Origin of the sequence: Streptomyces sp. BPTC-684 (genome assembly GCF_030028635.1) — a bacterium.
Classification (GTDB): Bacteria; Actinomycetota; Actinomycetes; order Streptomycetales; family Streptomycetaceae; genus Streptomyces; species Streptomyces noboritoensis.
In genome coordinates, this window is sequence record NZ_CP124863.1 from 2973835 (window position 1) to 2987359 (window position 13525).

Annotated in this window: 10 protein-coding genes and 1 tRNA gene; 5 read left to right on the top strand and 6 right to left on the bottom strand. The window is 69.9% G+C overall.

Going from position 1 to position 13525, the window contains the following annotated elements; all coding sequences use genetic code 11:
* Nucleotides 1–17 precede the first annotated feature (17 nt).
* Entirely contained in the window at nucleotides 18–752 is a 735-nt protein-coding gene (locus QIY60_RS13255; RefSeq protein ID WP_283142590.1) for a class E sortase, read from the top strand.
* Nucleotides 753–844: 92 nt separating this feature from the next.
* Here the strand turns inward: QIY60_RS13255 and pknB are convergent, their stop codons facing one another.
* The 6 genes from pknB to QIY60_RS13285 form a co-directional block, all read right to left on the bottom strand.
* Nucleotides 845–2848: a Stk1 family PASTA domain-containing Ser/Thr kinase gene (pknB, locus tag QIY60_RS13260; protein ID WP_283142591.1), complete on the bottom strand. Its 2004-nt coding sequence runs from the start codon at nucleotides 2846–2848 to the stop codon at nucleotides 845–847.
* Nucleotides 2849–3037: 189 nt separating this feature from the next.
* Entirely contained in the window at nucleotides 3038–4492 is a 1455-nt protein-coding gene (locus tag QIY60_RS13265) for a penicillin-binding transpeptidase domain-containing protein (RefSeq protein WP_283142592.1), read from the bottom strand.
* Complete coding sequence (locus QIY60_RS13270) at nucleotides 4489–5910, bottom strand: FtsW/RodA/SpoVE family cell cycle protein (protein ID WP_283142593.1); 1422 nt, start codon at nucleotides 5908–5910, stop codon at nucleotides 4489–4491. Before QIY60_RS13270 ends, QIY60_RS13265 begins: the two co-directional genes overlap by 4 nt.
* 26 nt (nucleotides 5911–5936) lie before the next feature.
* Nucleotides 5937–7400 carry a Stp1/IreP family PP2C-type Ser/Thr phosphatase gene (locus QIY60_RS13275; RefSeq protein WP_283145915.1) on the bottom strand — a complete coding sequence of 488 codons (1464 nt, stop codon included), beginning with the start codon at nucleotides 7398–7400 and terminating at the stop codon, nucleotides 5937–5939.
* A gap of 132 nt (nucleotides 7401–7532) precedes the next feature.
* On the bottom strand, nucleotides 7533–8066 hold the full coding sequence (locus tag QIY60_RS13280) for an FHA domain-containing protein (RefSeq protein WP_283142594.1): 534 nt from the start codon (nucleotides 8064–8066) through the stop codon (nucleotides 7533–7535).
* A 10-nt stretch (nucleotides 8067–8076) separates the two neighbouring features.
* A complete protein-coding gene (locus tag QIY60_RS13285) occupies nucleotides 8077–8967 on the bottom strand; it encodes a DUF3662 and FHA domain-containing protein (RefSeq protein WP_283142595.1) in 891 nt (296 codons plus the stop codon).
* A gap of 379 nt (nucleotides 8968–9346) precedes the next feature.
* Between QIY60_RS13285 and QIY60_RS13290 the strand changes: the two genes are divergently transcribed.
* The 4 genes from QIY60_RS13290 to QIY60_RS13305 all read left to right on the top strand — a co-directional run bounded on the left by QIY60_RS13290 (nucleotide 9347) and on the right by QIY60_RS13305 (nucleotide 13491).
* Nucleotides 9347–9429, top strand: a tRNA-Leu gene (locus tag QIY60_RS13290).
* Nucleotides 9430–9613: 184 nt separating this feature from the next.
* Nucleotides 9614–11350: a histidine kinase gene (locus QIY60_RS13295; protein ID WP_283145916.1), complete on the top strand. Its 1737-nt coding sequence runs from the start codon at nucleotides 9614–9616 to the stop codon at nucleotides 11348–11350.
* A 140-nt stretch (nucleotides 11351–11490) separates the two neighbouring features.
* Nucleotides 11491–12141 (top strand): response regulator transcription factor, encoded by a 651-nt coding sequence (locus QIY60_RS13300; protein ID WP_268248428.1) that lies wholly within the window; start codon nucleotides 11491–11493, stop codon nucleotides 12139–12141.
* 234 nt (nucleotides 12142–12375) lie between these two features.
* Nucleotides 12376–13491, top strand: coding sequence for a hypothetical protein (locus tag QIY60_RS13305; protein ID WP_283142596.1), 1116 nt, complete (start codon nucleotides 12376–12378; stop codon nucleotides 13489–13491).
* Nucleotides 13492–13525: the final 34 nt, after the last annotated feature.

Consider the following 13525-nt stretch of genomic DNA (forward strand, 5'->3'; position numbering starts at 1 on the left):
AACGACAGACAGGTGCGGTGGCAGTGAGGACCGAGCACGACGAGCAGCAGACCGAGGCCCCCGTCCCGCCGCGACCGCGCCGCCGCGGTGTGGTCGCCGGGGTCGTCAGCGTCATCGGTGAGCTGCTGATCACGGCCGGGCTGGTGCTCGGCCTCTTCGTCGTCTACTCGCTGTGGTGGACCAACGTCATAGCGGACCGCGAGGCGGCCAAGGAGGGCAAGGACGTACGCCGCGACTGGGCGAACAGCGGCCCCGGCGCCCTCGACACCAAGGGCGGCATCGGCTTCCTGCACGTACCCGCGATGAGGAACGGCGAGGTGCTGGTCAAGCGGGGCACCGACACCAAGGTGCTCAACGGCGGTGTCGCGGGCTACTACACCGACCCGCTGAAGGCGGTCCTGCCCGAGAGCGGCACCAAGGGCAACTTCACGCTGGCCGCGCACCGCGACGGCCACGGCGCGAAGTTCCACAACATCCACAGGATAAAGACCGGCGATCCGATCGTCTTCGAGACGAAGGACACCTGGTACGTCTACAAGACGTTCGCGGAGCTCAAGGAGACGTCGAAGTACAACGTCGACGTCCTCCAGCCGGTGCCGAAGGAGTCGGGCGCCGAGAAGCCGGGCCACTACATCACGCTGACGACGTGCACGCCCGTCTACACCTCCGACTACCGCTACGTCGTGTGGGGCGAGCTGGTCCGCACCCAGAAGGTCGACGAGCAGCGCACCAAGCCCGTGGAGCTGCGCTAGCGCCCCCTGTACGGCCTCGGCGTACACGGCGTACGTACGGAAAAGCCCCGGCCCCCCGTGAAGGGGACCGGGGCTTCGCGCTGTGCCGGGGGTCAGCCGCCGGACGGGCCGCCGAACGGGAAGTTCCCGCCGCCGTCCTGGTCGCCCTGCCCGCCGCCGCCGAGCGTCGTCAGGACGATCGCCGTGGTGGCCGGGTCGGACAGGGTGGTGGCCGGCGGGGTCTGCGAGGTGACCCGGGCCTTCTCGTCGCTGGAGCTGCCCGGCGCGAACTGGATGTTGCTGAATCCGGCCGCGTTGAGCTTCTCGGTGGCCTGCTTCACGGTCATCCCGAAGACGCTGGGCACGGGGACCTGCGTGGGCGTCTGCGGGCCCTTGGAGACCTTCAGGACGATCTGGACGTCCTTGGTCTGGTTGGTGTTGCCCTTGGGCGTCTGGTCGACGACCTGGCCCGCGGGCTTCTCCGAGTCGACGTCCTGGCGGGACACATTGGTGTATCCGAGCGTGCTGAGCTGCGCCACTGCCGCGTTGTAGTCGGTGCCCGTGACGTCGGGGAGCTTGGACGTCTTCTTCTTGGCGATGGTGAGCGTGACCTCGGAGCCCTTCTCGACCTGCTTGCCGCCGTCCGGGTTCTGGCTGACGACCGTGCCCTCTTCCTGCTCGGACTCGACCGTGGTCGTCTTCACGGTGAAGCCCTTGTCCTGGAGGAGCTGGGTCGCGTTGTCCTTCTTCTTCTCCGTGACGTCCGGGACCTCGACCTTGGGCGCGCCGGCCGAGACGACGACCGAGACGGCCTCGCCCTTGTTCAGCTTGCCGCTGGTCGGGCTCTGGCTGCAGACGTTGCCCTTGGGCTGGTCGGCGCAGGGCTCCGTCTTGGACACGGTCAGCTTGAGGCCGACGTTCGCCGTCAGGGTCTCGGCGGACTTCTGGGTCTCGCCGACCAGCTGCGGCACCGGCACCTGGCCGCTGTCGCCGCCCCCGCCGAAGACCGACTTGCCGATCAGGATGGCGCCGACGAGCACCAGCACACCGGCGAGCACCAGCAGGATCGTCGAGGTGTGCGACTTCTTCTGGCGGCGGCGGTCGGGGCGGTCGTCGTAGCCGTAGCCGTCGTCCGGGTTGACCGGGGGCAGCATGGACGTCTGGCCCGCCGCGTCCGTGGGGCGCAGCGCGGTCGTCGGCTGGTCCTGGGGGCCCGAGGTGTAGGCGTCGTAGCCGCCGTAGCCGACCGCGCCCATGGCGGCGGTCGCGGCGACCGGCTGGCCGTCGAGGCAGGCCTCGATGTCGGCGCGCATCTCGTCGGCCGACTGGTAGCGGTAGTCCGGGTCCTTGACCAGCGCCTTCAGGACGATGGCGTCCATCTCGGGCGTGATCTCGGGGTCGAAGTTGCTCGGCGGCTGCGGCTCTTCCCGTACGTGCTGGTAGGCGACCGCGACCGGCGAGTCGCCGACGAACGGCGGCCGGACGGTCAGCAGCTCGTAGAGGAGGCAGCCCGTCGAATACAGGTCGGAGCGGGCGTCGACCTGCTCGCCCTTGGCCTGCTCCGGGGAGAGGTACTGGGCGGTGCCGATGACGGCCGCGGTCTGCGTCATCGTCATGCCGGAGTCGCCCATGGCCCGCGCGATGCCGAAGTCCATGACCTTGACCTGGCCGGTGCGCGTCAGCATGACGTTGGCCGGCTTGATGTCGCGGTGGACGATGCCGGCGCGGTGGGAGTACTCCAGCGCCTGGAGGATGCCGACCGTCATCTCCAGCGTGCGCTCGGGCAGCAGCTTGCGCCCGGAGTGGAGCAGCTCACGCAGGGTCGAGCCGTCGACGTACTCCATCACGATGTACGGGATGGAGATGTTGTCGACATAGTCCTCGCCGGTGTCGTAGACCGCGACGATCGCCGGGTGGTTGAGCGAGGCGGCGGACTGGGCCTCACGGCGGAACCGGGCCTGGAAGGACGGGTCGCGGGCGAGGTCGGCCCGCAGCGTCTTCACGGCGACAGTGCGGCCGAGCCGGGTGTCGTGCGCGAGGTAGACCTCCGCCATGCCACCACGGCCGAGCACCTGGCCCAGCTCGTACCGGCCGCCGAGGCGACGCGGCTCTTCCATAACGTTCCAGCCCTCTCCGTCAGTCCCGACCGCACCCGTGTGTGTGGTCCGGCGGTGTGCTGTTCGCGCATACGCTACCGGGCACCGGTAGTGGATCCGTCCGTGACCGTCAGCTGATACCGGACCGGTACAGGGCGCGAGAGACGTTTCACGTGAAACGAGGACTGTTTCACGTGAAACGTCCCGGGGTCACTTCTTGAGCACCGCCTTCATCACAGCCTTGGCGATGGGCGCGGCCAGACCGCCACCGGTGATGTCGTCGCGGTTGGCGTCGCCGTCCTCGACGACCACGGCGACCGCGACCGGGGAGCCCTGGTCGGTCTTGGCGTAGGAGATGAACCAGGCGTACGGCTTCTCGCTGTTGTTGAGGCCGTGCTGGGCGGTACCGGTCTTGCCGCCGACGACGACGCCGTCGATGGCGCCCTTCTTGCCCGTGCCCTCCGTGACGACGTTCTCCATCAGCGCCTGGACCTTCTGGGCGTTGGCCGCCGACAGCGGCTGGCTCATCTTCTCCGGCTGGGTCTTGGAGAGGACGTCGAGGTTGGGCGCCTGGAGCTGGTCGACCATGTACGGCTTCATCAGCTTGCCGTCGTTGGCGACGGCGGCGGCGACCATGGCCATCTGGAGCGGGGTAGCGCGGTTGGAGGCCTGGCCGATGCCGGCCATCGCGTTCTGCGGCCGGTTGTCCTTGGGGTAGACGCTGGCGTCCGCGCGGACCGGGGTGAAGACCTCGTCGTTGAAGCCGAACTTGTTGGCTTCCTTGATCATCTTCTCGTTGCCGAGGTCATCGCTGATCTTGCCGAAGACGGTGTTGCAGGACCACTGGAGCGCCACCTTGAGGGTGGCGTTCTCGCAGGGGATGTTCCCCTCGTTCTTCAGCGGGGTCGTCGACTGCGGCAGCTGGTACGGCACCGGTGAGCGGGTCGGCTCGTCGATGCTGGTGTACAGCCCGTTCTCCAGCGCCGCGGAGGCGGTGACCACCTTGAACGTGGAGCCGGGCGGGTAGGTCTCGCGCAGCGCCCGGTTCAGCATGGGCTTGTCTTTGTCGTTGAGCAGCTTCTGGCGGGCGTCGGAGTCGGCCTTGGTGTTGCCCGCGAAGACCGACGGGTCGTACGAGGGCGTCGAGGCCAGCGCCAGGATCGCGCCGGTGCGCGGGTCGATCGCGGCGACCGCGCCCTTCTTGTCGCCGAGCCCCTCGAAGGCGGCCTTCTGGGCGGCGCTGTTGAGGGTGGTGACGACGTTGCCGCCCTGCTTCTTCTCACCCGTGAACATCGACAGGGTGCGGTCGAAGAAGAGCCGGTCGTCGTTGCCGGAGAGGATCTTGTCCTCGATGTTCTCCAGCTGCGAGGAGTCGAAGGCCTGCGAGTTGTAGCCGGTCACCGGCGACCAGAGGGTGCCGTTGTTCCAGGTCCGCTTGAACTTGTAGTCGCTGCCCGAGGTCTCCTTGGAGGCGGTCATCGGCTGGCCGTCGGCCGTGATGATGTTGCCGCGCTCGTGGGCGAACCGCTCGATCTGGACCCGGCGGTTGTACTTGTGCGCGTTCAGCTCGTCGGCGCGCACGTACTGGAGCCAGTTGTCGCGGATCATCAGGGCCATGATCAGCAGCCCGCAGAAGATCGCGATCCGTCGCAGGGGCTTGTTCACGGTCGGACCACCTGGGTCATCTCGGCGTCGGGGGACGGGGCAGGGGCGGGCGCCGGGCGGCGCGCGGTGTCGCTGATCCGGATGAGGATGCCGATCAGCGCCCAGTTGGCGATGACCGAGGAGCCGCCCTGCGCGAGGAACGGCATGGTCATACCGGTCAGCGGGATGAGCCCCATGACACCGCCGGCGACCACGAAGACCTGGAGCGCGAACGCGCCCGAGAGGCCGATGGCCAGCAGCTTGCCGAACGGGTCGCGGGCGGCGAGCGCGGTGCGCACGCCCCGCTCCACGATCAGGCCGTAGATCAGCAGGATCGCCATCATCCCGGCCAGGCCCAGCTCCTCGCCGACGGTGGAGAGGATGAAGTCGGCGTTGGCGGCGAAGCCGATCAGGTCGGAGTTGCCCTGGCCCAGGCCCGTACCGAGGGTGCCGCCGGAGCCGAACGACATGATCGCCTGGCCGATCTGCTCACAGGCGCCGCTCTTGTCGGTCGTATAGCAGGCGAACGGGTCGAGCCAGGCGTTCACACGCAGCTTCACGTGCGGCTCGAAAGACGCCACCGCGACTGCGCCGGCCGCCGACATCAGCAGACCGAACACGATCCAGCTGGTGCGCTCGGTCGCCACGTACAGCATGATGACGAACAGTCCGAAGAAGAGCAGCGAGGTACCCAGGTCGGTCTCGAAGACGAGGATCAGGATCGAGACGCCCCACACCACGAGGATCGGACCGAGGTCGCGGCCGCGCGGCAGATACAGGCCCATGAAACGGCGGCTGGCGAGTGCCAGCGCGTCCCGCTTGACCATCAGGTAGCCGGAGAAGAACACCGCGATGATGATCTTCGCGAACTCGCCCGGCTGGATGGTGCCCAGACCGGGGATGGAGATCCAGATCTTGGCGCCGTTGACCGCCGGGAAGAACATCGGCAGTACCAGCAGGAACAGCGCGCCCGCCATCGAGATGTACGTGTAGCGCTGCAGGATCCGGTGGTCCTTCAGCAGCATCAGCACCGCGATGAACAGCGCGACGCCGACCGCCGTGTACAGCAGCTGCTTGGGCGCGTCCGGGTGGAAGGCGCCGAACGCGCTCTTGGATCGCTGGATCAGGCGCGGTGACTGGTCCAGGCGCCAGATCAGCACCAGGCCCAGGCCGTTGAGCAGCGTTGCCAGCGGCAGCAGCAGCGGGTCCGCGTAGCGGGCGAACTTGCGCACCACGAGGTGCCCCACGCCCGCGAGCAGCCCGAGGCCAAGCCCGTAACCGAGCATGCCGGACGGCAGTTTGCCGGTCATGGCCAGGCCCACGTTGGCGTACGCGAACACCGGGATGGCGACGGCGAAGACGAGCAGCGCGAGCTCGGTGTTGCGACGGCTCGGTGCGTCGATCGCGCCGATGGTGGTCGTGTTGGTGACAACGCTCATGGTGTGGAAAGGCCCCCTACGGCTGCCTACTGCTTACCGCACTGCGGGACCAGCTTCTGCTCTTCCTCCGAGAGGCTGGGGCCGGGCGTGGGAGTGGCGGTGGTCTTGGTGGAACCGGTCTTGCCGGGCGACGGGGAGGCCGTCGTACCGGTCTTCGGCGGGTTCTGGCTCTCGGCGGCGCGCCGCTGCTCGTCCTTCTTGCACGCCGACGCCTGCGCGGACAGTTCGGTGATCTTGGCCTGAGCCTTGGAGAGGCTGCTCTCCGCGATCGTCGCCTCGACCTGCTTGCGCTGGTACGGCGGCAGGTACTTGAGTTCGATCTCGGGGTGGTCGGTCTCCACCTTCGACAGCTTCACCCAGGCCAGGTCCTGGCTGATGCCCTGGTAGAGCGCGACGTGCTCGTCCTTGGTGCCGACGAAGTACTGGGTCTGCGTCCAGCGGTAACCGCCGTAGAGCCCGCCGCCGACCACGGCCAGGGCGAGCACGATGTAGGCGGATCTCTTCAGCCACTTGCCGCGCCGCGGCTTGACGAAGTCCTCGTCCGTGTAGGCGCCGAAGGCGCCCTCGGGCGGGGCGCCGTAGCCGCTGTCCTCGCCGCTGCCGGGCGGGCCGAAGCCCCCCTGCGGCGGGGTGGGACGGCCGAGCCCGGAGGCGCGGCCCGCCGGGGTCTGCATCGCCCCGTCGTCGTTGAGCTGGAGCTGGTTCTCGGCGACCGCGCCGACGATCACCGGGATGTCGCTGAGCTGTCCGGCGAGCGTGTCGCCGGAGTCGACGTCCAGGACGTCCGCCACGATCACCGTGATGTTGTCCGGGCCGCCGCCGCGCAGCGCGAGCTGGATCAGCTCCTGCACCGTCTCCTGCGGGCCCTGGTAGCTGGCGAGGGTGTCCTCCATCGTCTGGTGGGACACCACCCCCGACAGGCCGTCGGAGCAGATCAGATAGCGGTCGCCCGCCCGCACCTCGCGGATCGACAGGTCCGGCTCGACGTGGTCGCCGCTGCCCAGCGCGCGCATCAGCAGCGAGCGCTGCGGATGCGTCGTCGCCTCCTCCTCGGTGATGCGGCCCTCGTCCACGAGCCGCTGCACCCAGGTGTGGTCCTGCGTGATCTGGGTGAGCACGCCGTCGCGCAGCAGGTACGCGCGCGAGTCGCCCACGTGCACCAGGCCCAGGCGCTGGCCCGTCCACAGCAGAGCGGTGAGCGTGGTGCCCATCCCCTCCAGCTGGGGGTCCTCCTCGACCATCATGCGCAGCTGGTCGTTGGCGCGCTGCACCGCCGTACCGAGCGAAGTGAGGATGTCCGAGCCGGGCACGTCGTCGTCGAGCGTGACCAGGGTGGAGATCACCTCGGAGGAGGCGACCTCACCGGCGGCCTGGCCGCCCATGCCGTCGGCGATGGCGAGGAGACGCGGACCCGCATAACCGGAGTCCTCGTTGCCCTCGCGGATCATGCCCTTGTGGGATCCGGCGGCGAAGCGCAGGGAGAGACTCATACCCACCTCGCCCGTCGGCTCGGGGTACAGCCGGTCATGTCGAGCCACACTGCCCACCCTCCGGTCGGGAGCCCGTCCCGGTCCGTCGTCCGGACCGCCGCGGCTCGCTCGCTCCGCTCGCTCATTGTCGTACTACTTCCGCAGCTCGATGACGGTCTTGCCGATGCGGATCGGCGCGCCCAGCGGAATCGGAGTCGGGGTGGTGAGCCGCGTCCGGTCCAGGTAGGTGCCGTTGGTGGAACCGAGGTCCTCGACGATCCAGTTGCCGTCGCGGTCCGGGTAGATCCTGGCATGCCGGCTCGACGCGTAGTCGTCGTCGAGGACGATCGTCGAGTCGTGCGCCCGGCCCAGCGTGATGGTCTGGCCCTGCAGTGCGACCGTCGTGCCGGTGAGGGTGCCCTCGGACACCACCAGCTTGGTGGGCGCGCCCCGGCGCTGGCGGCCGCCGGACGGGGCCTGCTGGCCGCGCTGCTGCGGCGGCGCGGCAGGCGCGGCGGCCTGCCGGCCGGTCTGCTGGCGGCCCGTGTCGCCACCCCGGCGCGAACCGCGCTGGGTGACCCGGGTGCCGAACAGGTCGCTGCGGATGACCTGGACGGCCACGATGACGAACAGCCACAGTACGGCGAGGAAACCCAACCGCATGACCGTGAGGGTCAGCTCTGACATTGCCCCCGCTTCACCCTTCGGCTTGCCGGTAAACGATGGTGGTGCTGCCCACGACGATCCGCGAGCCGTCGCGGAGCGTAGCGCGGGTGGTGTGCTGCCCGTCCACCACGATGCCGTTGGTGGACCCGAGATCCTGGATCGTCGAGGGCGTTCCGGTCCGGATCTCACAGTGCCGGCGCGAGACGCCGGGGTCGTCGATCCGCACATCGGCGTCGGTGCTGCGACCCAGCACCAGCGTCGGGCGGGAGATCTGGTGGCGGGTGCCGTTGATCTCGATCCAGCGCCGCACCTGGGAGCCCGGCATGGGGCCGGGAGCCGTCGGGCGGCGGTCCGCGCCGGGGCGGCCGGGGCCGCCGTTCCCGCCGGGGGGCGGGGCGGCCGGCATCGGCGGAGCGGCGGCGGGCGGATAGCCGTAGCCGCCGCGGCCCTGGGGGGACTGCGGCGGTGCGGCGGCGGGAGCGGGACGGGCCGGACCCGCGGGCCTGCCGTACTGCTCCTGCTGGTTGTGCTGGTCCTGCTGGTCGGTGCTGGACGCGAGCGTACGGCTGCGCACCCGGTACAGGCCGGTGTCGAGGTCGTCGGCCTTCTCCAGGTGGACCTTGATCGGCCCCATGAACGTGTACCGCTGCTGCTTGGCGTAGTCGCGGACCAGGCCGGACAGTTCGTCGCCCAGCTGGCCCGAGTACGGGCTCAGGCGCTCGAAGTCGGGCGCGCTGAGCTCGACGATGAAGTCGTTGGGGACGACGGTCCGCTCGCGGTTCCAGATCGTCGCGTTGTTGTCGCACTCGCGCTGGAGGGCGCCGGCGATCTCGACGGGCTGGACCTCGGACTTGAAGACCTTCGCGAAGGTGCCGTTGACCAGGCCTTCGAGACGCTGCTCGAAACGCTTCAGGACTCCCATGGGGCACCTCCTCCGTCGATGTCGTCCTGGTACTGCTTACTGATCGTATCCACGCGTCGGGAAATCGGCTGGTTCCCCTTCTGTGACCGGTGGACGAGTGTCACCTCTCACACGGATCGTAGAGGTGGCCTCCTGACAGTGTCCCGCACCCGGGGTGCACCGTGGAGGAGTGGGTGGAGCCCCTCCTCGTTCCCATCGGGCCCCTGTGAGGTTTCTGTGGGTCCTCGGACCGTCGCTGTACGTCGCCCTTCCTCCCCCTCTCCTGCCCTCCAGGGGCAGCGGAAACAACGGATGTGAATCCACCCTGCGCAGCGTGCTAATCTTCTCGACGTCGCCAGGCAAGCGCACCGAAAAGGTGCGAAGGCCTCGGACACCACTCGGGCGAGTGGCGGAACGGCAGACGCGCTGGCTTCAGGTGCCAGTGTCCTTCGGGACGTGGGGGTTCAAATCCCCCCTCGCCCACAGAACGGAAGCCCCGCAGGTCAAACGACCGGCGGGGCTTCCGCGTTCCCGGATGCGCGGAACAATTCGGCGGCCGGGCGAACGGTTCGCCGAGTCGGCCGCCACGGAGACTTTCGTCTCGGCGGGGCGCGACGAAAGAGAGCCGCCCGGCGCCCGCGCCGCTGCCTAGGGTGCGGACGTGGATGTGTCATCGAAGATCCAGGACGCCCGCCGACGGCTGGCGGGACCGGAGCCCTGGTCCCGCCGCAGGACCGTCGGCGAGTCGGCCCTCGCCCTCCTGCTGGCCCTGGTTGCCGCCGGTGTCAGCCGACTGGCCGACGGCGGCCTGGTGGTGCCCGCCCTGGTGGCCGTCGCCGTCCTCGTCCTGACGCCGCTGCGCCGCAGGTTCCCCGCGAGCGTGCTCATCGCCACGGCCGCGCTCAGCGGGGCCGGTGCGGGCGCCACCTTGCTGCTGCTCGTGGTGGCCTGCTCGGCGGGCCGGCGCATCGTCGGGGCGGGACGGGCACTGGTCGCGTTCTGCGCAGCGTTCGCCGGATATCTGGCCGGCATCGCCCTCACCGAGTCCGGCGAGGGGCCGCTGTTCGTCATCGCCCTGTTCGCGGCGCTCTTCTTCATGGTGATCGCCGTCGTGCCGGGCCTCGCCAGCCGCTACTGGTACCAGCGCCGCACCCTGCTGCAGACCATGCAGGAGCGCAACGCGCAGCTGCTGCGCGAGCGCGCGATGGTCGCCGGACAGGCCCGGCTGCGCGAGCGCCAGCGCATCGCCCAGGACATGCACGACAGCCTCGGCCACCAACTGGCGCTGATCTCCGTGCACACCGGGGCCCTTGAGGTCGACCCGGCGCTGACGGGCCGCCAGCGCGAGGCCGTCGGCGTACTGAGGGAGGCCTCGGTCGCCGCCATGCACGAACTGCGCGCCGTCGTCGGCATCCTGCGCGACGGCGTCGAGGCACCGGACCACCACACGGACGAGGCGCAGCGCGCCGCCCGCGGCACGGCGGGCGTCGAGCCCCTGGTGGCGGCAGCCCGGGCGGCGGGCACCACGGTGGAGCTGCGCGAGACGGGGGAGCCCCGCCGGCTGGCCCCGGCCTCCGACCACGCGGCGTACCGCATCGTCCAGGAGGCGCTGACCAACGCGTACAAGCACGCGCCCGGCGCCCCCATCGGCGTGGAACTGCGCTACGAGCCCGACTCGCTCGTCGTCGAGGTCGTCAACGGCCCGGTGGCCGGGCCCCCGCCGGACGAAGTGGTCAGCGGCGGCCAGGGCCTGACCGGGCTGCACGAACGGGCCCGGCTGGTCGGCGGCATGGTCCACACGGGACGTACCGGCGACGGGGGCTTCCGGGTGGCCGGGGTGCTCCCGTACGGGGCGGCGGAGGCGACGACCTTCGTCGATACGGCGGACGACTTCCGACAGCAGTCGGGGGCCCTCCCGTTCGGCGACGGTGGCGTGGCCGGCGCGACGGGGACCGGCCGGCAGCGGGCCGGCGGGCACGTCGGCTGGAACGTCGACCTGAACGTCGCGGAGAGGGAGTTGGCCATGAGCAGCAGGAGCAGGGCCGGTGGCGTCGCCCTGGGGTGCGGGATCGCCTTCGCGGTGGTGGTGCTGCTCGCGGTGGCCGCGGGCGTCGGGCTGTTCTTCCTCGCCGGGTCCGCGGACAAGGCGACGATCGACCCCGCCGAGTACAAGGACATCAAGGTCGGCAGCCCCGAGCAGCAAGTACGCGACCGGCTGCCCGACGGCGACACCTTCCTGACGAAGGGACTGCCCGGCAAGGGCCCCGCCGAGCCCGCCGGTTCGAGCTGCCTGGTACTGATGTCGTCCGAGCTCGGCGACAGCATCAAGACCGAGCCCGTTTTCCGGTTCTGCTTCAAGGACGGCAAGCTGATCGAGAAGCAGTCGTACGAGGTCGAGCGCTAGCCCGTCGTACGGGGTACGGCTACGGGGTACGGGTCGAGCGGTGGTGCGGCGGCGCGGCGGGAGCACGTCGGCGCGGCGCGAGGACAGGAGCAGGCGTGACGGGTCCAGGCGGTCCACTCGGTCCGGGGAACGCACACGGTGTGCGGATCAAGGTGGTGATCGCGGACGACGAGCCGCTGATCAGGGCGGGGATCAGGATGATCCTCACGTCGGACCCGGCCATCGAGGTCGCGGCCGAGGCCGCGAACGGCAGGGAGGCCATCGAGGCGGCGCGGGCGCACGGCGCCGACGTGGTGCTGCTCGACATCCAGATGCCGGTGATGGACGGTCTGACCGCGCTGGCCGAGCTGCGCAGGAGCACCCCGGCGGCCCGAGTGATCATCCTCACGACGTTCGGCGAGCGGGAGAACGTGCTGCGCGCGCTGGAGCACGGGGGCGCCGGATTCCTCCTGAAGGACACCGCCCCGGCCGAGCTGATCGCCGCGGTACGGGCGGCGGCGGCCGGGGACGCCTATCTGTCGCCCGGTGCCACCCGGCACGTCGTGGACCAGCTGGCCACGGGGCGCGCGGCGGCCCGGGGTGAGGAGGCGCGGCGCCGGGTGGAGGTGCTGTCGGCGCGGGAGCGGGACGTACTGGCGCTGCTCGGGGAGGGCCTGTCCAACGCGGACGCCGGGAAGCGGCTCCATATGAGCGAGGCCACGGTGAAGACGTACGTGAGCCGCATCCTGGCGAAGCTGGAGTGCGAGAACAGGGTGCAGGCGGCGCTGTTGGCGCGCGATGCGGGGCTGTAGTGCCTGAGGGTGTGTTTCACGTGAAACACACGGGCGGCGCACTGCTTCGGGTTCCGGGGGCTCTGGGCTGAGAGCTCTGGGCTTAGCGGCCTGGTCCGGGTCCTGTTAGCTGAGTCCGTGATCTGGGTTCGCTGATCTGGGTGGTCCTCTGATCTGGGTGTTCGCCATTTCAATGAAGTGGTTGTAGAGTACAACATATCGAGTGAGTTGTATAAGCCAACCATTGGAGTTGTGGTGTCCGCCGGTACCGCTCCCAGCCCTCTGCGCCATGTGCTCAGCCACCTCCTCACCCCGCTGCTGATGTGCGTCGGGATGGGCCTCGCGTATCTGGGGGCCTTCCACAACCCGCAGCCGCACGACCTGCGGGTCGACATCGTCGGCTCGGGACCCAGTGCGCAGGTGCTCGCCCAGACCCTCCAGGACAAGGGCGCGGGCGCGCTCGACGTCCGTACCGTCCCCGACCGCGCGACCGCCGTCGACAGCCTTGAGCAGCAGCACGTGTACGGCGCCTACATCCCCGGCGCCAAGCCCGAACTGCTCGTCGCCTCCGCCTCCTCCGACACCAGCGCCACGGCCGTCGAGAAGGTGTTCACCAAGGTGGCGGCGGCGCAGGACGCGCCCCTCAAGGTGACCGACGTGACGGACCTCGCCAAGGGCGACCCGACCGGGCAGGGCATCTTCTTCCTGCTGGTCGCGCTGAGCATCGGCTCGTACGCGTCCGTCGCGGTGATCGGCGGCGCCGGCGCGGTGCTGCCGCTGCGGATCAGGGCGTTGCTGGCGCTCGGCATGTCGCTCCTGGTCAGCGGCATCGGCGCGGTCTTCGCGGGCCCGATGTTCCACCTCGTCGACACCGGACTCGGCGGCGTCTGGGGCATGGCGTGGCTGTACTCGGCCGGGATCCTGCTGATCGGCGTCGGGCTGCACACCTTCCTCAAGAGGTGGACGACGCTCGGCGTGATGGTCCTCTTCGTGATGCTCAACTTCACCAGCTCGGGCGGCATCTTCCGGCCCGAACTCCAGCCCGGCTTCTTTGGCGCCCTGCACGCCTTCTGGAACGGCGCCGGGTTCGTCGAGGGCGCCCGCAGCCACGTGTACTTCGCCGGCAACGGCCTCGGCGGCCACGTGCTGGTCCTGGTGCTCTGGCTCCTGGCGGGCGTGGTGCTGATGGGCATCGCGGCGGTGGCCGAGCGGGGGCGGGAGGCGGTGGCATCGGGTGCGGGGGCCGGAGTGGGTGTTGGTGCTGGTGTGGCGGCCGTGGCTGGTGCGAGTGCCGGGGGCGGGGGCCGGGAGGGAGAAGGGGAGCTCGAGGAGGAGCTGGAAGAGGAATTGGAAGAAGCGGTCGGCGTCTGACCTCGACTGCCTGCTTGCCCGCCTGACCTCGATT